The 22,790-nt window shown below is 42.4% G+C and carries 18 protein-coding genes; 6 read left to right on the forward strand and 12 right to left on the reverse strand.

Annotated features, from left to right (window positions below):
- The 5 genes from HT680_RS06985 to HT680_RS07005 form a co-directional block, all read left to right on the forward strand.
- Window positions 1-2,390 (forward strand): DUF2971 domain-containing protein (locus tag HT680_RS06985; RefSeq protein ID WP_240146467.1); only part of this gene is annotated, 2,390 nt, incomplete at its 5' end.
- Window positions 2,391-2,545: 155 nt separating this feature from the next.
- Window positions 2,546-2,872: a PadR family transcriptional regulator gene (locus HT680_RS06990; RefSeq protein ID WP_173259234.1), complete on the forward strand. Its 327-nt coding sequence runs from the start codon at window positions 2,546-2,548 to the stop codon at window positions 2,870-2,872.
- Window positions 2,859-3,452 carry a DUF1700 domain-containing protein gene (locus HT680_RS06995; protein WP_173259236.1) on the forward strand — a complete coding sequence of 198 codons (594 nt, stop codon included), beginning with the start codon at window positions 2,859-2,861 and terminating at the stop codon, window positions 3,450-3,452. Before HT680_RS06990 ends, HT680_RS06995 begins: the two co-directional genes overlap by 14 nt.
- Window positions 3,445-4,374, forward strand: coding sequence for a DUF4097 family beta strand repeat-containing protein (locus HT680_RS07000; RefSeq protein WP_173259238.1), 930 nt, complete (start codon window positions 3,445-3,447; stop codon window positions 4,372-4,374). The genes HT680_RS06995 and HT680_RS07000 overlap by 8 nt, the downstream gene beginning before the upstream one ends.
- A 62-nt stretch (window positions 4,375-4,436) precedes the next feature.
- Window positions 4,437-5,399 (forward strand): stage II sporulation protein M, encoded by a 963-nt coding sequence (locus HT680_RS07005; protein ID WP_173259241.1) that lies wholly within the window; start codon window positions 4,437-4,439, stop codon window positions 5,397-5,399.
- A 62-nt stretch (window positions 5,400-5,461) separates the two neighbouring features.
- Here HT680_RS07005 and HT680_RS07010 read toward each other — a convergent pair whose 3' ends face one another.
- From HT680_RS07010 to HT680_RS07065, 12 genes are all read right to left on the reverse strand, one after another.
- Window positions 5,462-6,322 carry a DUF4299 family protein gene (locus tag HT680_RS07010; RefSeq protein ID WP_173259243.1) on the reverse strand — a complete coding sequence of 287 codons (861 nt, stop codon included), beginning with the start codon at window positions 6,320-6,322 and terminating at the stop codon, window positions 5,462-5,464.
- Window positions 6,323-6,442: 120 nt separating this feature from the next.
- Window positions 6,443-7,429, reverse strand: a complete 987-nt coding sequence (locus HT680_RS07015) for a rhodanese-related sulfurtransferase (protein WP_038805892.1) — start codon at window positions 7,427-7,429, stop codon at window positions 6,443-6,445.
- Window positions 7,430-7,560: 131 nt separating this feature from the next.
- On the reverse strand, window positions 7,561-7,857 hold the full coding sequence (locus tag HT680_RS07020) for a bacteriocin immunity protein (RefSeq protein WP_173259245.1): 297 nt from the start codon (window positions 7,855-7,857) through the stop codon (window positions 7,561-7,563).
- Between the two features lie 68 nt (window positions 7,858-7,925).
- The gene (locus tag HT680_RS07025; RefSeq protein ID WP_173259247.1) at window positions 7,926-8,615 is read right to left on the reverse strand and encodes a CPBP family intramembrane glutamic endopeptidase; all 690 of its coding nucleotides are present in this window, start codon (window positions 8,613-8,615) and stop codon (window positions 7,926-7,928) included.
- 160 nt (window positions 8,616-8,775) lie between these two features.
- Entirely contained in the window at window positions 8,776-10,260 is a 1,485-nt protein-coding gene (locus HT680_RS07030) for an ABC transporter substrate-binding protein (protein ID WP_125416056.1), read from the reverse strand.
- Between the two features lie 109 nt (window positions 10,261-10,369).
- Window positions 10,370-11,293 carry a carbohydrate ABC transporter permease gene (locus HT680_RS07035; protein ID WP_000818344.1) on the reverse strand — a complete coding sequence of 308 codons (924 nt, stop codon included), beginning with the start codon at window positions 11,291-11,293 and terminating at the stop codon, window positions 10,370-10,372.
- Window positions 11,294-11,306: 13 nt separating this feature from the next.
- Window positions 11,307-12,236, reverse strand: a complete 930-nt coding sequence (locus HT680_RS07040) for a sugar ABC transporter permease (protein WP_000714584.1) — start codon at window positions 12,234-12,236, stop codon at window positions 11,307-11,309.
- A 209-nt stretch (window positions 12,237-12,445) separates the two neighbouring features.
- Window positions 12,446-13,561, reverse strand: coding sequence for a DUF4767 domain-containing protein (locus tag HT680_RS07045; RefSeq protein ID WP_173259249.1), 1,116 nt, complete (start codon window positions 13,559-13,561; stop codon window positions 12,446-12,448).
- A gap of 114 nt (window positions 13,562-13,675) precedes the next feature.
- Window positions 13,676-15,556: a beta-N-acetylhexosaminidase gene (locus HT680_RS07050; RefSeq protein WP_173259251.1), complete on the reverse strand. Its 1,881-nt coding sequence runs from the start codon at window positions 15,554-15,556 to the stop codon at window positions 13,676-13,678.
- On the reverse strand, window positions 15,550-16,419 hold the full coding sequence (locus tag HT680_RS07055; protein ID WP_173259254.1) for an ROK family protein: 870 nt from the start codon (window positions 16,417-16,419) through the stop codon (window positions 15,550-15,552). The genes HT680_RS07050 and HT680_RS07055 overlap by 7 nt, the downstream gene beginning before the upstream one ends.
- Before the next feature lie 98 nt (window positions 16,420-16,517).
- Window positions 16,518-19,163, reverse strand: coding sequence for an alpha-mannosidase (locus HT680_RS07060; protein ID WP_173259257.1), 2,646 nt, complete (start codon window positions 19,161-19,163; stop codon window positions 16,518-16,520).
- A gap of 55 nt (window positions 19,164-19,218) precedes the next feature.
- A complete protein-coding gene (locus HT680_RS07065) occupies window positions 19,219-20,499 on the reverse strand; it encodes a glycoside hydrolase family 125 protein (RefSeq protein ID WP_173259259.1) in 1,281 nt (426 codons plus the stop codon).
- 170 nt (window positions 20,500-20,669) lie between these two features.
- On the opposite strand from HT680_RS07065, the gene HT680_RS07070 reads away from it, so the two are divergent.
- Window positions 20,670-22,757, forward strand: coding sequence for a GH92 family glycosyl hydrolase (locus HT680_RS07070; RefSeq protein ID WP_173259261.1), 2,088 nt, complete (start codon window positions 20,670-20,672; stop codon window positions 22,755-22,757).
- The last annotated feature ends 33 nt before the right edge of the window (window positions 22,758-22,790 follow it).

Consider the following 22,790-nt stretch of genomic DNA (forward strand, 5'->3'; position numbering starts at 1 on the left):
CAGTTGAACAAGTAAATGTTGAAGAGAGGAAGAATACCGCTAATTTAGTCAAAAAAATTTTTGAGCAGTTTCAGCAGTCTGAAAACATTGTGTTACGATACGCTATGGCTTTAGTCAATTTATCAGCTAAACAAATAAATGTTGAAGAGAGAAAGAATACCTCTAATTTAGTCAAAGAAATTTTTGAGCAATTCAAGGATTCTGAAGACATTGCGTTACAATACGCTATGGTTTTATACAATCTTTCAAACAGGCAAACTGATAGCAAGGAACGTAAAGAAACCATATCAGAAATAGAAACTTTAACCCTAAAGTTTCAACATTCTGAAAACATTGCGTTACGATATGCTAGGGCTTTAGTCAATTTGTCAGCTGAACAAGGAAATGTAGAAGAACTAGGCGATACCGTTAATTCAGTCAAACAAATTTTTGAGCAGTTTCAGCAGTCTGAAGGCGTTGCGTTACAATATGCTAAAGCTTTAGTCAATTTGTCAGCTAAACAAGGAAATGTAGAAGAGAGAAAGAATACCGCTAATTTAGTCAAACAAATCTTTGGGCAGTTCAAGCAATCTGAAGACTTTGCGTTACAATACGCTATGGTTTTAGTGAATTTGTCAATCGAACAAGTAAATATAGAAGAACTAGGCGATACCGTTAATTCAGTCAAACAAATTTTTGAGCAGTTTAAACAGTCTGAAGACTTTGCGTTACGATATGCTAAGGCCTTAGTCAATTTGTCAGCTGAACAAGTAAATATAGAAGAACTAGGCGATACCGTTAATTCAGTCAAACAAATTTTTGAGCAGTTTAAACAGTCTGAAGGCGTTGCGTTACAATATGCTAAAGCTTTAGTCAATTTGTCAGCTAAACAAGGAAATGTAGAAGAGAGAAAGAATACCGCTAATTTAGTCAAACAAATCTTTGAGCAGTTCAAGCAATCTGAAGACATTGCATTACAATATGCTAAGGTTTTATTTAATCTAGCAAACCTTCAAAATGAAAGAGATAAAATAGACAATGCAGTTAAACAAACATTAGCTATCTTAACAAATCTCTCTAGCGTTGAAATATTTAAAATTGTAGTGGAAATATTAGAAAACAATCCTGATACTCCATTAGATACAAATGATACTCCATCCACTAGCATCACAAAGATTTTAGATAAACTATGTTTTTATTCCAATGATGATTTTGACAGAAAACTACTCATTCGGGCTTTAAATCTTGACCTTGTTATAAATACAAAATACGATATTTTAAAGGATTGGATAAAACACTATAAAGATGATGAAAATAAGCTCAATCAGTTAATAGATATCTATAGAATTGTTCAAGAAATCAAGTATCAACTTGGCTTGAAAGCAAAAGATAAAAATTCGAATCTTAAATTTGGTCATTATACCAAAGGAAAAACTCTCCAAAATTTATTAGATCAAGATACAGGAAAGACAGATGATACAAAGTTTTCCGTATCTGGAAAAACTCGTTTGTATAATGCCAATTATATGAACGACCCCGAAGAAGGTGTAGTTATCGAAGAAATATTGGAACCTAGCAAAGATGGGGAAAGAACATCCTACTTCGAAAAGCGAAATATTTTAGATCCTAGTCCATGGTTTTTAATGAGCTTCACCAGTAAAACAGATGACTTGACTATGTGGTCCCAATACGGCGATGATGCACAGGGTGTTTGTCTGGTACTTAAGGAAGATGATTTCTCAAGATTTACTTCTTTCAATGATGTTTCATGGCGTCGAGAAACTACATTCCTAGAGTTCATTAATAAGATTGATTTGTCTATGTCGGAATTAAGCAGTGATTTAAAAATCTCAGCAAACGAAGCCAAGAAAAAAGAGCAAACTTTTTCTGCTAGGATTGAAGAAATACAGCACCAACCTGAAAAAAAAGATAAGGTAGCTAAAGGGAATATTGATTATCTCTACCGAATAGCCTATGTCAATGATTCAGGTGGTGAGTTTAGCATAGAAAAAACGGAACTCTTCAACGACGATGAAATCAAAAAATTAGAAGAATTCTTGGAAGCTTTAAAGGAAAAAATAGATAAGGATTTGAACAAAGGAGATGATTTTTATAAAAAAGCAATTTCTGACTGTATAGAGGAGATTCGTTACTTGTTTAAATCTGTGGATTACAAGTATGAGGACGAACTTCGTATCTTACGCTATGCGAACCTAGATCCTAGCAATAAGGAAATCAAAATTGATAAAGAATCTGGAATTGGTAAACTTTATGTAGAACGGGAAAATCCAATTCAAATCGATGAAGTCATTTTCGGCCCTAAGTTTCCAAATCCTGAATACGTGACTCCTTTATTGAAACTTTTGGATAAGGAAATTAACTATAAGAAATCCACAATAAAATTTAGATAAAGACTGACAACATCCTCTAAACTTCTAGTTTTTACTAGGAGTTTTTTATATATAAAATTTTTACACATATTTCTTGACAGGGCTTTCAACTTGAGATACAATATATTTGAAAAGAGTATATATAAAATTTTTATATAATATAAAGGAGGTTTCCCATGTACTTCCCAACATCCTCTGCCTTGATCGAGTTTCTCATCTTGGCTGTACTGGAGCAGGGGGATTCTTATGGTTATGAGATTAGCCAAACCATTAAACTCATCGCCAATATCAAAGAATCTACGCTCTATCCCATTCTCAAAAAATTGGAAGCCAGTAGCTTTCTAACCACCTACTCTAGAGAGTTTCAGGGGCGTATGCGCAAATACTACTCCTTGACTAGTCGGGGCGTAGAGCAGCTCGTTACTCTAAAGGAAGAGTGGACGCTCTATACCGACACCGTCAACGGCATCATAGAAGGGAGTATCCGCCATGACAAGAACTGACTATCTGACTCAGTTAGAAACCTATCTCCATAAACTACCTGAAGCTGACCGCATCGAAGCTATGGACTACTTTAAGGAACTATTTGACGATGCAGGTCCAGAGGGCGAAGAAGAGCTCATCGCCAGTCTAGGAACTCCAAAAGAAGCAGCCCACGATGTCCTCTCTAACCTCCTCGACAAGAAAGTCAATGAAGCCCCTGCTCAAAAGAATGACCGTCAACTGCTACACATTGCCCTTCTTGCCTTACTAGCAGCCCCTATCGGCATTCCTGTTGGAATTGCAATTATCTTAACCATTATCGGGCTTTTTATCGCAGCTGCCTCCGTCATTCTAGCCTTCTTTACCGTCTCTGTGACGGGTATCCTGCTGGGCGGACTCTTTATCGTAGAAAGTTTTAGCATCCTAGTAGAAGCTAAATCTGCCTTTATCTTAATTTTCGGGGCTGGTTTGCTTGCTATCGGTGCTTCTTCTCTTGTTCTACTAGGCATCTCCTATGTAGCTCGTTTCTTTGGCCTCCTGATTGTCCGCTTGGTGCAATGGATTCTTAAAAAAGGAAAGAGAGGTGACAGACATGCGTAAATTGACGAAAGGATTTCTCATCTTTGGTGTGGTTTCCACTATCCTTGGTTTTATCATGATAGTTACAGGCGTTCAGTCCAATGGTATTCAAAGTTTGCTTGCCATGTCAAAAGACCCCGTCTATGACAATCGTGTCGAAGAAGTGACCTTTGGAAGTGAAGTGGAAAAACTTGATTTGACTCTTGAGGAGCACAGTCTGACTATCACAGAGTCTGTAGATGACAAGATCCATATCACCTATCATCCTTCGGTGTCTGGTCGTCACGATTTGACTACTGGTATGAGTGACAAAACACTGAGCGTCACTGACAAACAAGCCTCCCAACATCGTTTTCTCGGTTCAGGAATCGAAAGCCTACTTCGTATCGCCAGCAACTATTCTAATCGTTTTGACGAAGTCGTTCTCTCCCTACCCAAAGGAAGAAAGCTGCAAGCTATCACCGTCTCAGCCAATCGTGGACAAACTAATATTCGTCAAGCCAACCTTGAAAATGCAACCATCAAAACAAAAGGCTATCTCTTAAGACTAACAGAAAGTTCTATCAAGAACAGCACACTAACGGCACCTCATATCATCAATATCTTTGATACCGAATTGACAGATAGTCAGGTCAAGACGGAGGGAGCACACATCTATGCTGAAAATATCCAGGTTCGCGGCAAGGTTGCGCTAGAGGCCCATTCCACTCTACAACTCATTCTCTCCCAGAAAGAGACCGACCGTATCAATCTAGATATTTCTTCTCAGCATGGCGGTATCTATCGTAAACCCAAAGAAGAACATCGTGGACAAAAAGAGAATGAACTTGCCAACCCTTATAAAACGGAAAAAGCCGATGTCAAGGACCTACTCATTGCAAAAGCCAACCAAGATATCTACCTACCAAAAGAAGAGTACTCTTCTCCATCTAGAAACCATTGACAAAAACGCTTTCATCTGCTAGTCTAAAGATAGAAAACGACCATAAAAAAGGAGGTCCCACCATGACACAAGAATGGTTTGAAAGCGCCGATCTTGAAAAGAAATCAGCTCAGACGAAATCGGAAATCCAACCCGACCAACCAGAGACTTCGGAAACTGTGGAGACCGAACCACAAGCAAGTCAAGAAACACCTGTCTCACCTAAAGAGTCGGAAAGGCATGAGGAGGAAGATCCAGAAACGATAGAAGAAACCCAAAGCGAGGAACAGGGGGAAGGGAAAGCTGAAGAGGAACGCAACCAAGAAAACTCTGTAAAAGAGAAAAGCATCCTCAGCAAGGCTTTAGAGAGTCCCTATATCCCAGACATTGACCCCCGCAAAACTGCTCGATTCAAAGAAGAAATCGCACTATTTTGGACTTGGTTACTAGACGCTATCCAAGAACCAACCGCTAGCAAGACTAGGGACCAAAGGCATCGTTATAGTGTCTTTGCCCTACTCACCTTGCTGTCTTCGGTCAACCTTTTCTTTAGTATCTATCATGTCAAGCGCCTCTACTATGGCTATATGATTTCTATGGCTAATAGCTCTCCTAACCAGCTCCCACCTTTAGATCTCTTTGCTGGACTTTCTATCTTGGTCGCTAGCGCTTTATTTTACTTTTCCATCATTTTGGGAGGCTTTACTGTCCGACGTGTGCTGGATCAGGAGAGCGACTTTACATTCCAAGAAGCCTTTGATCGGTATAGCAGACTCTTTGCTATCCCGCTTGTCCTAACGGCTCTAGCAAGTTTCTTTGCACTCTTTGGCGGCTTGCGATTTGCTGGTATCCTCACTCTTCTAAGCATGGCCATCTTTGCCCTTGGCAATCTCTTTGTGATTAGCAAGCCAAGTAAGACCAGTAGCCTCGACCCATTTTATCGATTCCTGCTAGCTGTCTTACTTGATGGTGCCATTCTCTTGCCCTTCTTCATTGCAGAACTTGCGCTGACAGTGGACTACCTTCGCATCCTGACCTTCTTTTAACCAAAATCCCTGCCATTTGTTAATGACAGGGATTTTTATGCTTACTCTTTTTTGAACAATGGCTACTCGGTGCTTACCAATTCCTCAAAATCTTTTCCTAGAATGGGTTGAATTTCTAATTGATTAGCATCTAATTGCTGGTAAAATGCTTTTGGTAGTGACTCTAGGAATTTTTCATAATCCAAGCGAGCGATGGCTTCATAGTCTTCTGCTTTTGAACCATCGCCAGAAATCTTCACTAGGTCAATCTCCCAAACAAGCTCCTTGCCTGCCAGCTGCTCGGTATAAGGCACTGGTACAAAGGGTTCCTTTGGCAAAATCGTCTTGACTCCCTGAGCCAGGTGATAGATACCGTGCACCTTACCTTGAGCATCTGGGTAAAATTTCACACTGGCAAGGTAAGCATCAGAGCCTTGGACCTTCTTGACCAACTCTTCAAAACGTGCCAATCCATCCTCAGCCAAAAAGCTCTCGAGGTATTCCTTGTTGAGATAGATAGGGGCCAAGAGTCCTTGGCAATAGACTAGACGAGTCGCCTTATCAGCTAGATAATGCTTGACCGTTTGTCGGAAATAAGCTTCAAAGTCAAATCCTTCTAGCCCTTCTACCGCTTCCCCCAACTTGCCAGATAGGGCCTGGAGGAGAGTCTCTACAATCTCCCAGTCCGCTCTAGTAAGAAAATCTGGGATCACCACTTGATAACCTTTTCGACTATCCGCATAGTTGACCTTGAAGAGAAATTGCGACTGGCCTACAATCCCACACTCGATATACTCGAGACGGTTAAGAGGCTGACGGAGATAGACCGCATCATAACTGTGTGACTCCAAGTCCTCCACCAAGGACAAGATGGACTTGGCAGTCAAAATCTCCTGTTGTCCTAGAATGCTTTCTTTATTTGGGATAAAAAATGTTTTCGCCATAACTGGCCTCCTTTGAAATCGTTTACATATAGTATAACCTATTTTCCTGAAAGATACAGAAACAAACTTTAGATTTTTAGATAAAAAGCATAGAAAAACAGCCCCTGAAGGCTGTTTACTTTATACTGAGGCGACTTGATCCAAGCTTTCACCGATAGCTGCTAGGCGCTCAACAACTTCTGCTTGTGTCAATTCATTTTCTGAAACATAGCGGTTACGTGGGTGAACACGACACTCGTGTGAGCAGCCACGAAGGTACTTGTCTTCATTTTCTTCTGATGTTAGGATACGACGGTTACAGAAAGGATTTCCACAGTTGACATAGCGTTCACATGGTGTTCCATCAAACCAGTCTTTCCCTACGATGGTTGGGTTAACATGGTTGACATCGACTGCGATACGCTCGTCAAAGACGTACATTTTCCCATCCCAAAGCTCACCTTGAACTTCTGGATCTTTACCGTAAGTTGCGATACCGCCATGAAGCTGACCGACATCTTTGTAGCCTTCACGCACCATCCAGCCTGAGAATTTCTCACAGCGAACACCACCAGTACAGTAAACAACCACGCGCTTGTCCATGAATTTTTCCTTGTTGTCACGAACCCATTGTGGCAACTCACGGAAGTTGCGGATGTCTGGGCGAATAGCCCCACGGAAGTGCCCTAGGTCGTACTCATAATCATTACGTGTGTCAAGGACAACTGTATCTTCATCAAGAAGGGCTTCTTTGAACTCTTTTGGAGACAAGTAAGCACCTGTTGTTTCAAGTGGGTTAATGTCGTTATCAAAATCGTTGTCTTCCAAACCAAGGTGGACAATCTCTTTCTTGTAGCGAACAAACATCTTCTTAAAAGCTTGTTCACTTTCTTCGTCAATCTTGAACCAGAGGTCTTCCATGCCTGGAAGGCTGTGAACATAGTCCATGTATTTTTGAGTTGTTTCGTAATCACCTGAAACGGTTCCGTTGATTCCCTCGTCAGCGACTAGGATACGTCCTTTGAGGCCGATTGATTTACAGAAAGCCAAGTGATCCGCCGCAAATTGCTCTGCATTTTCAATTGGAGTATAGAGGTAGTAAAGTAAGACACGAATATCTTTTGCCATAAGATTTGTTCTCTTTTCTATTCTTAAATTTTCAGAATTTTTCATCTAACTATACTAGTATACCCACTTGGGAAAACGAATGCAATTTATTTGACTGGAAATTATATAGAGAGACCTGCCACTGCACTTCATCAGTACCCATACCGAATCGCAGATAATTCTCTCAATTTCTTGATTTGCTTAGCTTGACTTTCTGACAGAATCAGCTTATTGTCAATCAACACACGTGAGATGTCAACGTTCATTTGGCTCAGAATAAATGGAGTAGAGGTCCCATCATCCTCTAATCGTTTTTTATAAATCACTAACTGATTTTTCAAGGGAGTAAGTTGAGGCACATCCTTTATATCTTCCAATAGATAATCAATGATGGTCATCGCTTCACAACGCCTTTCTCTACCTCCAGCGAACCATTTTAATGGTGTCATTCTCATTTTCCTCCTGAAACTCGCTTATAAATTGAAAAACTATAATTCCTAACTCTCATGCTAATATTTTACCCAAACACCCTATGTAAAAAAGTCAGCAAAAATGGTAATGTCGCTACGATATTATTAATCACATGCACCGCATAGGAAGGATAAATGCTCTTAGTATAGCGGGTCAAACCAGCAAACATGATTCCAAATGTTGTAAAGACGAAGATATCTAACAGACTAGGCAGGCTTGAAAAATGAGGGAGAGCAAACAAAATGGACGGAAGAAGCAAATCAAGACCAAATCTCGAATCTTTAAAAAAGGCGTGTTGAAGTAATCCTCTATAGAGCAACTCTTCCATCAGTGGAACCAGAAAGAACAGGGTTATATAGATACCTAACTCGGCAAAGTTAGTCCCACTATAACCAATCAATACGGCCCAACCTTCAGCAGTTGACTGGACATGTTTAGCTGTTTGAATATTAAAAAATATATGAGCTACCGCTACTAGGGCTGTTAGGATTGAATACCAGAGCCATTTTTTTCTCGAAACGCGAAAGAGATAGCCATGGCCTGTCTTAACAAGAATCCCAATCATGACTCCACTAAATAGCAAGCTCAAGATATTTCGAATCCAGAAGAAATTTCCTATCTGAGAAGAAAATTGCCAATAGTTTTGGACGATAAGAGTCAGCTGAGAAAGACCAAATACGAAAAATAGGTAAGAGAAGACACCACTCATTTTAAAAAGAAGACGATACCTTTTCATGATAGACCTCCTGTAGATATATGTGTATCCCATCACCTAAACTCTCAGAATTGCTACTTTCATTTTTACATCCTAAAAATCACTACCTCCCCTAGAGAACTAAGGAAGGCAGTGATCACATTTTTAGGAATTAGGAATGAATACACGAAATCAATTGATCTTATGATTTTTTGTTTTTCAAGAATTCGTCGTATTGTTTTTGCATTTCGTTCAATACTTTTTCGTAGGCACCTTCAGATTTCAATTTTTCCATTAATTCTGGGATTGCTTTATCTGGGTCTACAGTACCAGTGTTGATAGCTGTATCGAATTGTTGCATTGTGTTAGAGATTGCTGAAATTTCAGATTTCACACTGTCAGTGTTAAAGATGAATCCAAGCGCTGGAGATTCTTTAGCTTCTGCCAATTGTTTCTTAGAATCTTCGATTTGTTGGTCTGTAACGTTTTCGTTGATGTAAAGGATCCAGTTGTTACCAGTGTTCCAACCTGACATGTGAGTGTTTCCTTTGTAAGCATCAAGGACGCGGACACGGTTTTCTTTACCTTCAACTTTTTCCCAGTTCTTGCCTTCTGGACCGTAAACAAGACCGTTCAAGAGTTCTGGGTTAGTGTTCAAGAGGTTCAACACTTCCATTGATTTTTCTTTGTTCTTAGAGTTGTTTGAGATGACAAAGTTAGCAACTTGTGTTGTTTGGTTTTTCTTGATAAAGTTAGTGATTGGTTTGATTTGGATATCTTTATTAGCAACACGTGAGAGCAAGCTGTTACCGTAGTCAGCTGGTCCTACTGTTTCTTCACGAACGAACCAAGTATCTTGTTGAAGGTCAAATGAAGTGTCGCTTGTTGCTACGTCTTTTGGAATGTATCCTGCTTCATAGAATTTGTGAAGAGTCTTCAAGTGTTCTTTGAAACGAGGTACTTCGTAACGGTTTACAATCTTAGTAGTGTCTCCTTCAAGGTCGATAACGAATGGAAGTCCGTTTGGTACTGGGTAGTCAAAGTTATCAGATGGGATGAAGTTCTTCGTAACCGCAAATGGTACTACGTCTGGAGCTTTTTCTTTGATTTGTTTCAAGACTGGTTCAAGTGTTTCGTATGAAGTGACACCTGAAATATCAATGCCATATTTGGCAAGAAGAGCGCCGTTAAAGGCAAAGTTTTGAGATGATGCAACGTTGGCTGCAACTGGAACAGCGTAAATCTTACCGTTTACAGTGTTCCCTTTGATGTAAGCTGGGTCAAGTGCTTTGTAAAGCTCTGCTCCTTCTTTCTTGTACAAATCAGTCAAGTCAGCGTAAGCACCTTTTTGAGCATTTACAACATAGTTATCTGCAAAAGCGATATCGTAGTTTTCACCTGATGATGTGATAACTGACATTTTCTTACCGTAGTCACCCCATCCAAGGTATTGGATATCCAATTTAGCACCAACTTTTTCTTCGATGATTTTGTTGGCATTTTCTAGCAATTCATCCAAGTTATCTGGTTTGTCACCAATTTGGTACATTTTAAGAACAGGTTTGTCACCTGAAGCTGAGTCAGCAGCTTTTTTGTTGTTACCTGAAAGGTTTCCACAAGCAGCAAGACTTGCAGCCAAAGCGACTACGCTAGCAGATGCAAAAGCATATTTTTTCCAGTTTTTCATGATAAAAACTCCTTTTTTTATTTTTAAAACTTATAAACGATTTAATGATTTGTAACTTCAGTCACTAAGATGAAGTTGGGAAGGGAGAAACGGTGTTTCTCAGCAAGTGCTATTCTTTCACACCACCGATAGTCAAACCTTTAACAAAGTAGCGTTGGAAGAATGGATACAAAATGGCAATCGGAAGGGTTGCAACCACAACCATGGCCATACGTCCTGTTTCTTTCGGTAGAGCAACCCCCAGTTGGCCAGATAGGCCGACTGCTTTTGCAATGTAGTCCATATTTTGCTGAATTTGCATGAGCAAATATTGCAATGGATACAAGTTATCACTCTTGATGTAAAGAAGGGCGTTGAACCAGTCGTTCCAGAAACCAAGAGCTGTCAAAAGCGTGATGGTTGCGATACCTGGAAGTGACAATGGTAAACAGATCTGGAAGAAGATCCGTGCTTCACTGGCACCATCGATACGAGCGGATTCGAGAATGGCTTCTGGAATGGTCTTCTTGAAGAAGGAACGCATCAAGATGATGTTGAATGGTGAGAGGAGCATTGGAACAATCAAGGCCCAAACCGTATCACCAAGTTGAAGCAAACGAGTCACCACGATATAGCCTGGTACCAAACCAGCATTGAACAACATACTAAGAAGGGCAAAGATTGTGAAGAATCTGCGGTACTTAAAGGTTGTACGTGAGATGGCGTAGGCATAGGTGGTTGTAATGAAGACGTTGGTCACTGTTCCGACTACGGTTACAAAAACTGAGATAAAGAGCGCTTGGAGGATCTTATCTTTAAACTGAGCTAGGAACTGGAATCCATCTACACCGAACTTCGAAGGGAAAAAGCTATATCCATACTGGAGGATGCTCTTTTCGTCTGTCACCGAAATGATGATAACGAAGATAAAGGGCAAGATACAAGAAAGAGCGATTAAACCAGAGATAATACTAAAGAAGATATCCGCTTTCTTGCTGAAGGAGTGAATGCCGACATTATCGATTTTTTCTTTTTTAATTTTCTTTTCTGCCATATTCTCCTCCTTTCTAGAACAAAGCTGAGTTTGGATCGACTCGTCTTGCAAGCAAGTTTGATAGGATAACCAGTATCAAACCGACTACGGATTGGTAGAGACCGGCTGCTGAAGCCATACCGATATCTGCTGTCTGAGTCAAACCATTAAAGACATATACGTCCAAAACGTTGGTTACATTGTAAAGCTGACCAGCATTGTGTGGGATTTGATAGAAGAGACCGAAGTCTGCACGGAAGATATTTCCGACTGCAAGGATAGTCAAAACTGTCACAAGTGGAGTCAACTGAGGAATGGTTACGTTGCGAATACGTTGCCACTTGCTAGCCCCGTCCACTGTTGCTGCTTCGTAGTAGGTTGGGTCAATTCCCATGATTGTCGCATAGTACATGACACTGCTATATCCAAAGCCTTTCCAAATTCCTAGGAAAAGGAGAAGATATGGCCAAATGCCTAAGTCAGCATAGAAGTTGACTTCCTTCATGCCAATGGATGTTAGGAAATGGTTGAAAACCCCTTTGTCAATGTTTAGGAAGGCATCTGTAAAGAAACTGATGATAACCCATGACAAGAAGTAAGGGAACAACATAGACGTTTGGAAAATCTTAACCATTCTCTTAGAGCGAAGCTCACTGAGGATAATGGCAATCCCTACTGATACAATCAAACCGATAAAGATGAAGCCGAGATTGTAAAGAACAGTATTTCGAGTGATGATAAAGGCATCTTTTGAACTAAACAAGAATCTGAAATTATCTAACCCGACCCATTTACTATTCACAATACTATCTATGAAACCATTACTGGTCATATGGTAGTCTTTAAAGGCGACCACATTCCCAAATACTGGAATGTAAAAGAATAGAATCAGCCAGAGAGCCCCTGGTAAAACCATCAAGAGAAAAATCCAGTTATCTCTCAAGGTCTTTGAAAACTTTTTCATAATTTCCTCCCTTTTTATTCCTAAAAACTGATTCTATCGAATTTTTAGGTTTGATAACGATTACATTATTAGTATACTCCTATTTGAAGGTCAGGTTAAACTACTAATTATAGAAAAAACTCCACAAATTATTTTATGTGGAGAAGTTTTTTATAAGAAATAGGTTTCACGAGAAACACTCTGCATATGATAAGTGTATTTCCGCTTTATTAATTGAAAACTTGTTCTAATATTGGGTGATGAAACTCGACAAAATGAACCTGGGCGTTTATGATAGCCCCTGATTCATTTTTATCAATCTCTGGTCTTCCTTCGGTGTGTAAAAGAGCAGGATTACCATCCTTGTAGCCAAAGAGAATCACCTCTGTCCCTGCTTCATTCACATAGCAAGCTAGGATATCGAACCGCCTAGAACCTGAACCTGCAATATAGCCATACCATTTAAAAGTATAATTCATCCCATCCACTTGCCCAAATTGCATTATCTGGTCTGGCACTGCAAGTCCATAGTAATTACCGTAGGTGGCCAAGTTAGTTGACTTAAATCTTTCACCTTTACTATCCGAATAGGATTCCATGGCTGTTTTTATCTTTTCTATTAAAGAACTATTATCTGTATCTGGCTCGCTCTCTGTAGTTACACTTGTTTTTAATAGAAATTCCTTAAAACGTTGCGCTAAATCTGTGTTTTCAGTCTCTTCAAAATTTGCAGTAGGGATAGTTTCCAGTGTCTTATCGGCATGCAAGACCTGTGCTTGCCCATCCTTCAGTGTAAATAGGTAGAAATGTTTGTCCTGATTGTCATAGTAGGCATCCAAAGCCAAGTAGTCATAAGCATTGTCACTCGATACTCCAAAAACATTCCATTTGACACTTTTCTGAGACACAGTTGTTGTTTCTAATTTTTTGATTAGTTCATTTTTTTCATCAAAGTTTCTATGCTCTAGTCTATGATAGGACTGCCCCATAGAAGAAGCCCAACTTGCAAACTCTTCCTCCCACTTTTCAGTATTGTATTGGATTAGCTTCTGAAAATCCAAGTAATTCTTCATAATCAAGGCTTGATCAGTCGGATTAGATAACTGGAGTTCTTCCATGGCTGCAACTGTGGCAGCCACAGGTGACTGAACACTTGTATCCTTGGATTCTTTTTCGTGCGAAAGAGCCTTTTGATAGGAATCTGCTAAATAGTGAAAATAGTTGGTTGTTTCCTTGGTTTGTTGCTCCCTTGGTATTGACGGACTAGTTGCTCCATCCTCTGTCATTTTATGGCAGGCAGATAAGACTAGCATGCTAGTAGCTAGGACTAGTAGTAGCTTTTTCATGGTCAGACCTCCAAACTATCTTTCTACCTTCATTATACTCCTTCCCTATCTCCAAATCAAAAAACATCTCCATGTATTTAAAAGGAGATGTTTAACTGTTTGTGATAAATGCCTTTAGGTCGTATAAATCGTCGATGCTGTCACAATGGTATGCCACTGGTTGGCTGTTGTGGCTGCAAAGTCCCTGTCTGCGTAGAAATCAGTAAATGGTAGAATTTCAACTTCTAGCTCGTCAATGCAGTCAATCTGACCTGCCAGATAAGCCTCAATGCGACTCTCTGCGCGCTTGATTCGTTGCAAGAGTCCGCCCATACGGATATCGACTGTATCCAAGCCAAAGACCTTGTTTTCTTTCAACCATTGACGGCTAAAGAGGGCATGGAAGTGTTCAATCTCGCTTCTGAGTTTTGGTAATTCTTGTCTGGCGATTTGCTGCAAGCTGACTTTGTTACCGACTTTATAAGTTTCACGAATGCGTCGTCCAACATCAACCTTACTACTTAAAATAGCATTCAACTGAGCCTGAGTTTCAAAGAGATAAGCGTAGATGCCTGCTTTGTCTTTAATTTCTGACAGAATCTCAGCAGCTTGGGCAAAGTGGGGCTTGTCCTGTTCAGGTGTCATGTGTCGATCAAGAATCGGACAGAGAACATCCTGATAAAAGACATAGCGGTTGGGATTGATCCCGCTGAGATTGCCTGGTAGGTCTGGCAAGAGGTTAGCTAGGTCAATCTGCATGAAGTCCTCAACTGATAGACCTGTATTGGTCTTGAAGTGAGCAGACAAACGGTCTAGGTTATCGCGGTAGCTAAGTTCTGCCCAGATTTGCAAGCTTGGCAGGATAGAAAATTGAGCTGTCTCACCACCATTGTCCCCCCAACCCGTCACGATGACTTCTTTTATCTGATTAACACGACAGGCTTTGTTGGCCTCGATAGCCACTAGACGGCTGAAATGGTTGTGAGGCGTAAAACCGATCCACTTCCAAGCTCCACCTGCAAAGGCAAGGTCATGGCTAATCTTGTGGTGGTTGCGGAAATTACGGTTGTATTTTTCCTCACTATCCTGATAATAATCCCAGTAAACCAAGGTTACACGGTCTTTGAGACGGTCTAGGTAGACACGAGTTTCCTCAGGAATTTCCACATCACGGTCGTACTGACCATCCGCTGACATGAGTTTGAAGAACATATCACTCCACATCTGGCAGTGGAAACCATACTTGTCAGCAATATCCAGCACGCGCTCCAAGTGTTGGCACATGAGGAGACTACGGTCCACAACACCGTTCAATATGAGGTAGCGTCCCAAACCAACCAAGTGGGCCTCGTCCATCCCGATATTGACCTTGCGAGTCTGCAGTTTTGACAGAGTGGCAAACATGCCATCAATCAAATCATAAACCTTTTCTTCGCCAATAAGGAGAATGTCCTCTACATCACGGAGTTCTTGCACTTCTTTGACACCCCATTTGACAAAAGCCGACAAGTGGGCCAAGGTCTGGATACAGGGCACAAAAGCCATGTCAAACTGCTGGGCGTAGGATTCGATTTCCTGCAACTCCTCAGCTGAATAGGCGCCACGGAAGTAACCAAAATATGGCTGCCCCTCAATCTGGTAGGTGTCTTCCATATAAAGCTCAAAGGTTGAGTAGCCCATGAGAGCCAAGACCTCAATCATCTGCTTGGCAGAAGCCACATTCAGCACCGCATTTCGAGAACAGTCTGCCATGTAGGCCAAATCTTCATAAGCCGCCTTCTCTTCAATCTCTACTTTGTCAGCTTCTGCTAGAGCTGTTGCTAGCACTGACAAGGCACGGTAAAGTTGGTGAGGTTTGCGATAGGTTAGTTGATAGTGTCCACCTTGACCTATAATCGAGATAGACGTTTGGTCAGACTGAGTGACAGCCACTTCCACATCTGGTAAAGAGATATGTTTTGTCAGCAAGTCGATTGCCTGAGTTTGTTTGGGACTAAGTCCTGTAAATCTTACCATTGGTTTTCCTCCTGTAGCCAGTTGACTAGGGCACCGTAAAGATTGGCATCTGCATGATAGGTGCAGGCCTGGATAACGGGTGCGACCGTGTATTCTTCGTAGGTCTCGACAAAGTTATCGACAGCCTTCTTGACACCTTGGATGAAGTCTGGATTTTGGCTGATAGAGCCCCCTAGACTAATGACATCTGGATCGATGAGATACTGGATATTGAGCAAGCCTTGCGCCAGATTACGATTCATGCGCTCAATCGCTTCTTGACAAAGAGCATTGCCTGCTGCGGCCTCTTGGTAAATCTTGCGACCGTCCCAGTCAGTCTGACCAGATTTTTCAATCACGTATCGCACCATATTGCCAGTTGACGCTAGTTGCGACCAGTTGTTAAGCTTTTCTGCTGGTTCAATGGTTGTCATGTAGCCAAATTCTCCTCCCAAGCCGTGGCGACCTCGGTGAAGCTTGCCATTGATAATCATGGCACCGCCGATTCCTGTCCCAATAACGACACAGGCTGCATTTTCAATCTCTGGGTGAGCCAGCAGTTCACTAAGTCCAACACAGTTGGCATCATTTTCTAGATGGATAGGTAGCTGATGATGAGCAAGGGCCTCATACCAAGAAAAGCCATGAATATAAGGTACGGCACTGATTCCCTCAATCACACCTGTTTCTTGATTGACCGCTCCTGGAACACTCATAGCGATCCCACTATAATCTTGCTCTGACAAGCGTTGGTCTAGCCAAGTTAGTAAATCTTCCAAACTTTCTGGTGTCGGAGTACTTGTCTTATCTAGTATTTTTCCATCAGGAGTTAGACTGGCAAACTTAATCCCTGTCCCTCCGATATCAATGGTTGCAATGGTCATTGTTCTTCCCATAAAAAGGGGCGAAGCAGTAGTTAGTACTTACTCTTTCGCCCCTCCTTTCTATCTCATAGTATTAGTTATCAAACACTTTAAAACTGTTAAATGTCTTCTTTTTTGATCAATTCTGTGCGAATTTCTTGTGGTGCTAAGAGTCCTGAATGAACTGAATATGGTCGTTCAAGCAAGTCCAAAATGGTTTGTTGGTGTTCTGATATACGCACATTTTCTTGACTCATATTGTAGTAACGGAGTACATATCCTTCTTCATTTTCAGCAACTTTAAAGGCTGTCGGGCAGACTTGTGGCAAGCTGAGCGCCGCATGGCTCAAGAGGCTGCCAGTCGCTGCCACACTTCCTTCTTGTTTAGCAACTTGAAGACCAGTGAATGGTGTTTGGAAGGCTTTGGCACGACGGAAGGCTGAGAAGCGTTCCCCTGCTTGGTGGCACTCAAGTGTAAACTCGACTTCAAACTCACGCAAGCACTGAGCCTCTGGTGTCGGGAAGTAACCCCAGTCACCTAACTCACCTGAGGCACGAAGAATGGTCACTGCAATGATGTCATCTCCAAGGATTTCATACTCATGCAATCCTTTATTTGCCACTGTCACTCCTTTTTCATCATCATAAAGGCTGACAAAGGCTTGTTGGTGTTGAGGGTTTTCAGGATTTTCCCATGAAGCTGCTGGTTTATTTGGTCTTGTCACCACCTCATAGATGCTTTCAGAGTCATTGCTTGGACGCGTGTTATGGGTCTTGACCAAGAGACGGATGCGGTGATCTTTGGCAGTGTTAGTAAAGCGAGTCTTAAAGCGAATTTGTGGATTGTCAACAAAGACGGTCATCTCTGTTTCAAGAAGAATGCTTGTCAATTCATCTGAGCGTCCAGCTTCACGCGTCATAAACTCGATGATGCCTCTTTGTTCCGCATCCAGTTTTTCGTCTGCACTTACTGGAATTGTCAATTCATGCTTGAGCAAAATCTTGGCAAAACGAGCTGTATTTTCCAAGACCTCATAGCCTTTCAGCTCGGCGTAGATAGGTTCTGTTCCTTTTGGTTGGAAATAGATGTACTCATTTCCGATGTCACCACGGTCTTCAAAGCGAACAACATCTTCATACGCTTCATGAGTTGTCTTGTCGTAGACTGTGATATTTTCATCCACACTGACCGTTACAAATGGTGTATCAATCACTCCATTTTGGTAAATACCGTCACGGTGTTCTTGTTCTCCTTCAAGCAATTGGAAGGTTGTCCAAGAAAGTGGTGCCAGATGAACAGGCACTGTCACGCGCACTTGTCGAGCGATACGAGCCTGACGGAACTTGTCTTTTGGCAAATCATACTCAAAATTAGCTCCCAGATCTTCGATTTTCGCTTCTACAGCATGCCCTTCCAAGTCTTCGACACGGTAGCTTGGCAAGGTCAAGGCTGCCATCTTCTTATAGCCTTCTGTTGGGTGCAATTCTTTGAAATCACAAGTCGCCACATCAATCACTGTGCTGACAGTGTCAACCTTGTCATGCAATCCTGTGTTGATGACGGTAAAGAGATGGTCGCTTTGCGCTTCGTGAGTTGCGATTTTGCCCTTCCACTCGTTGAGAAGGTTGGTCTTAACGAAATTTCCAACTTGGTTAACCTTGGCAAAACGTGTCTCCATCTCACGGTGAACCTCGTCCACGCTACAGCCACAGATACTGTCATGGGGCGCATTTTGTAGAAGGGCTTTCCAAGCATAGGTCAGCTGGTCCTTATGGTTGCGGCCGCCAGTGATGACAGTCAATGGTTCCACCACTTGTTCTAGCAGATTGCTATTTTCTTGGAAGGCTTGTTTGAGGTAAATCCGTGATGAAGAAGTGTTGGCAAGTGTGTACCAGCCATCTGTTTCCTGGCTCGTCAACTCACCCGTAACGGTAGATAGTTGCTCAGGTAGAGCACTTTCTACTGCATGGACATAGTCATCAAAGGAACTATGCACAAAGGTCACATCTGGGAAGAGTTCATTGGCCACACGAATGGCTTCACTCAGATTCCTCTGTACAGGCTGGTGGTCACATCCGTTCATCATCAACCACTGGTTGGTCGAAGCATAGTCACGCACGTCTGACAATTTTTGTTTCCAGAAGGCCAGGGCTTTATCCTTATCAACAGGGATTTCATTCCCGTTACTGTACCAGTTGGCAAAGAGGATACCGAGAACACGACTTCCGTCTGCACCCTGCCAGTACATTTCTGAAAACTGGGAAGTAAACTGCTCATCTTCGAGGACTTGGTTGTCAAATCCAATCGGCTTCACACCACGCCCAAAAGCTGCCACGTGAATACCTGATTTTTGAAGGATTTGGGGAGCTTGTCCCATATTTCCAAAGGTATCTGGGAAGTAACCAATCTGAGTTGATTTGCCCCATTTTGCGCATTCTGCTTGACCAATCAAGGTATTGCGGACGTTGGCTTCACTTGAAATCAAGTAATCATCCTGCAAGATGTAAAAGGGACCAATTTTGAGTTTGCCTTCGCCGATGTAACGTTGGACTTTGTCGCGATTTTCAGGGCGAATTTCCAAGTAGTCATCCAGGACAATGGTTTGGCCATCCAAGTGGAAACTCTTGAACTCAGGGTCATTTTCAAAGAGATCAAAAAGATTGTCAAACAATTCCACCAGCTGCATCCGGTGGCTTTCAAAAGGCAAGTACCACTCACGATCCCAGTGACTATGTGAGATAATATGTACAACAACATTTTCCATGAAGTAAAACCTCATTCTAACTTAAATTTTTATTTCTATCTAACTAAAGAACTGACTAGCGAATATCTAGATAATCCAAAACCAACTCACAAAACATCATATTGGCCCAAGAGAACCATTCACGTGAGTAGAGCGTTGGGTCATCCACGTGGAAGCTTTCGTGCATGACACCTGTACCACCATCGCAGGCAACCAGCTGATCGAGTAAGAATTTCTTCTCGGCCTTATCTCTTGTTGTCAATCCTTGGATAGACAGAGCAATGGGCCAGATATAGCGATAGAAGGTATGAGAACTTCCGAGACCACTAGCGTATTTCCCTTGATAGAAGTATGGATTTTCAGGGCTCAGAATGGTGCGACGAGTTGCTTGATACACTTCATCGTTGACATCGCAGTAACCCAGATAAGGCGCAGCCAACAAACTTGGTACATTTGGGTCATCCATGATGCTAGCATTTCCTAAACCATCCACTTCAAAGGCGTAAATCTTTTCACCCTTGCTGTTAGTGGTATAGGCGTAGTTTTCAATCCCTTCTTGGATTTCAGACTGGAGACGCTTAGCATCTGCGATAATACTCTCGCTATCAGCTATGTCTAGTTCTGCAAAGATTTCTTGGACATAACCCAAGACTACTACGGCAAACATATTGGACGGAATCAAATAGCTATACTGACAGCAGTCATCACTCGGACGAAAAGCTGACCAGGTCATACCTGTCACTGCAAAGTCAGGTCCAAAGCCATCATTTACCAGAGTATCTTCCTTGCGGTCTGTATCCCGAACAAAACGATAAGGTGAATTCTTGTGGTCTTGTTCTACCGTCCAAAGATGAAGAATTTCCTTAGTCGCTGCGACAAAAGTCTCATCAAACTGACTAGTCTCGCCAGTTTCTTTCCAAAGGAGATAAGCCAACTGCAAAGGATAGCAAAGCGAGTCCACCTCATACTTGCGTTCCCAAATCCAGCCGTTAAGGTCTGTGTGGTCAGTCTCATGGTGACCCTTCCAGTTCTCCTCAATGTTGAAGGAGTTGGCATAAGGATCCTTGAGCACCAAGGTCATCTGACGTTTAACCAAACCAGCAATGGTCTGACGCAAGAGAGGATCTCTTTTAGCCACATGAAGGTAAGGTCTGAGTTGGGCTGTCGAATCCCGAAGCCACATGGCAGGAATATCCCCAGTCAAGACAAAAGTTGAGCCATCTTCTAAGATTTCAACCGTATTGTCCAAGGTGTCTGTATAGCAACGCTCGAAGACATCCACCCACTCCGGATGGTCCTTGGCCCGCTCCGCTACTTCGTCTAGCCACTCTCTGACAATTTCTTTTGAATAAATCATCGTGCAGTTTCCTCTTTCAAACAAGTTTCATGTTCAGTATATAGTTTTTGAGACAGAAAATACATACACAAATGATAGTCATTTTTCTACAAAATTGCTTACTTTCGAACCCCGTATCTAAAGGCCTCATTTTTCTGATATAATGTAGAAAAACAGCTAAAGGAAAGACTATGAAACCACTACTTGAAACCATCGATACCCGCTTTGGTACTGCTAGCAAGCATGCCTTCTCTCGGGGAAATACTCTGCCTTACACAGGCGTTCCTTTTGGGATGAATTACTTTGTTCCCCAGACCAGTGACCAGGAGGGAGCTTGGTTTTTCGATCCGCATCTGCCCATCTTTCAGGGGATTCGATTAACCCACCAGCCCAGTCCTTGGATTGGGGACTACTCTTGGCTACTCCTGACACCTGTCACAGGCCAGCTTGGGGGAGACAGTCTCTTTCACCGCCAGTCTTCTTATGATATCGAAAAAGCCTCCTTCCAACCTCATTATCTGAAGATTTTCTCCCTGCGCTATCAGATTGAAACCCAACTGACACCGACTTGCTATGGCGCTTCTATTCGCTTAGAGCAAAAGCAAGGCAAAGCCCTCTCCCTCTATCTTCACGCAGCAGATGAACTGACAGTCAAGCAAGTAGATAAGCGAACTCTTTCCCTACGACAAGAAGGTAAAACAGAGACCAATAAAAGTCCGCTGATACTATTCACTGCCCTGCAAATGAACAAGGATATTCTTGCTGTCAGCCAAGAAGGTGGAGACTGGCGAATTGACTTAGCAAGCAGTCAGGCTGAAATCCAGCTAGCAACTTCTTTCATCTCTCCATCTCAAGCTCTGCTTAATCTACCTCAAAAGGACTTTGATAGCTGTAAAGCAAGTGCAAAAGCGGACTGGGAAAATCTCCTCCATCGTTTTGACGTTATCGAGACAGGAGAGGCTGACCGAACCTTCTTTGACCACTGCCTTTACAGACTCTTCCTCTTCCCGCAGACATTTTATGAGGTTGATGAATCAGGGCAAGCCATCCACATGGATCTGGCTACTGGTACTGTCAAGCCCGGTGTCCTCTTTAGCAACAATGGTTTCTGGGATACCTTCCGGACTACATTTCCCCTCTTTGCCCTTATCATACCGGAACACTATCGTCTCTTTTTAGAAGGCTTTCTCAATAGCTACCGCGATACTGGATTCCTTCCAAAATGGCTAGCTCCAGACGAACGGGGTATGATGCCTGGTACCCTTTTAGATGGCATTATCGCAGACAGCGCCTGCAAGGACATGGCCCCCGACCTAGAAAAAGAACTCCTTCAAGCCATGCTTGAAACAGCCACTAAGTCCGACCCTCTCGGCATCAATGGCCGCCACGGACTAGCCCAATACCAAGAGATTGGCTACCTCTCTACCGACTACCACGAAAGCGTCAGCCATACCCTAGACTATGCCTATAGTGATTTTTGTATCGCCAGCTGTGCCGAAAAGCTTGGTCAGAATGACATCGCGGAAACTTATAGAACTGCATCACAAAATTACCGCAATCTCTTTGACGCTGAGACAGGTTACATGCGAGCGCGAGACAGCCAAGGCAACTTCCGCCCCGACTTCTCTCCTTATAGTTGGGGACGCGACTACGCCGAATGCTCTGCCATTCAAGCGACTTTAGGCGTCCTCCACGACATCCCAGGCTTAATTCAGCTTATGGGCGGAAAAGAAGCATTTAGCAACTATCTTTTGAAAGCCTGTCAGGACGCTCCTCTCTTTGAAACCACCGGCTATGGTTACGAGATTCATGAAATGAGCGAGATGGCTACCGCTCCTTTTGGGCAAATCGCCATTTCCAACCAACCGAGCTTCCACATCCCTTATCTCTTCCGCTACAGTGACTACCCTGACTACACTGCTCTACTCATCAAGACCTTGCGTCAAAAAGCCTTTCACCCAAGCTGGGAAGCTTATCCTGGCGATGAGGACAATGGTAGTCTCTCTGCTTGGTACATCTGGTCAGCTCTTGGATTCTACCCGACCTGTCCGGGCAAACCAAGTTACGATCTCGGAATTCCTCTCTTTAACCATCTCCGTATCTACCTGGCTAAGGAAAATAAATGGCTGGATATCCATGCCGAGCAAAACTACAGCCATTTCAACTTTGTCAAAGAATGCCGATTGGACAAGACCATAGTATCTAGCATTCAACACCAAGACCTCTTGAAAGCTGAGCAACTGACCTTCACCCTCAGCTGGCTACCAAATCACTCATAACCAAAAGAACCTTTGCATCATGCAAAGGTTCTT

The sequence above is a fragment of the Streptococcus sp. 5905 genome, from assembly GCF_013276505.1.
Classification (GTDB): Bacteria; Bacillota; Bacilli; order Lactobacillales; family Streptococcaceae; genus Streptococcus.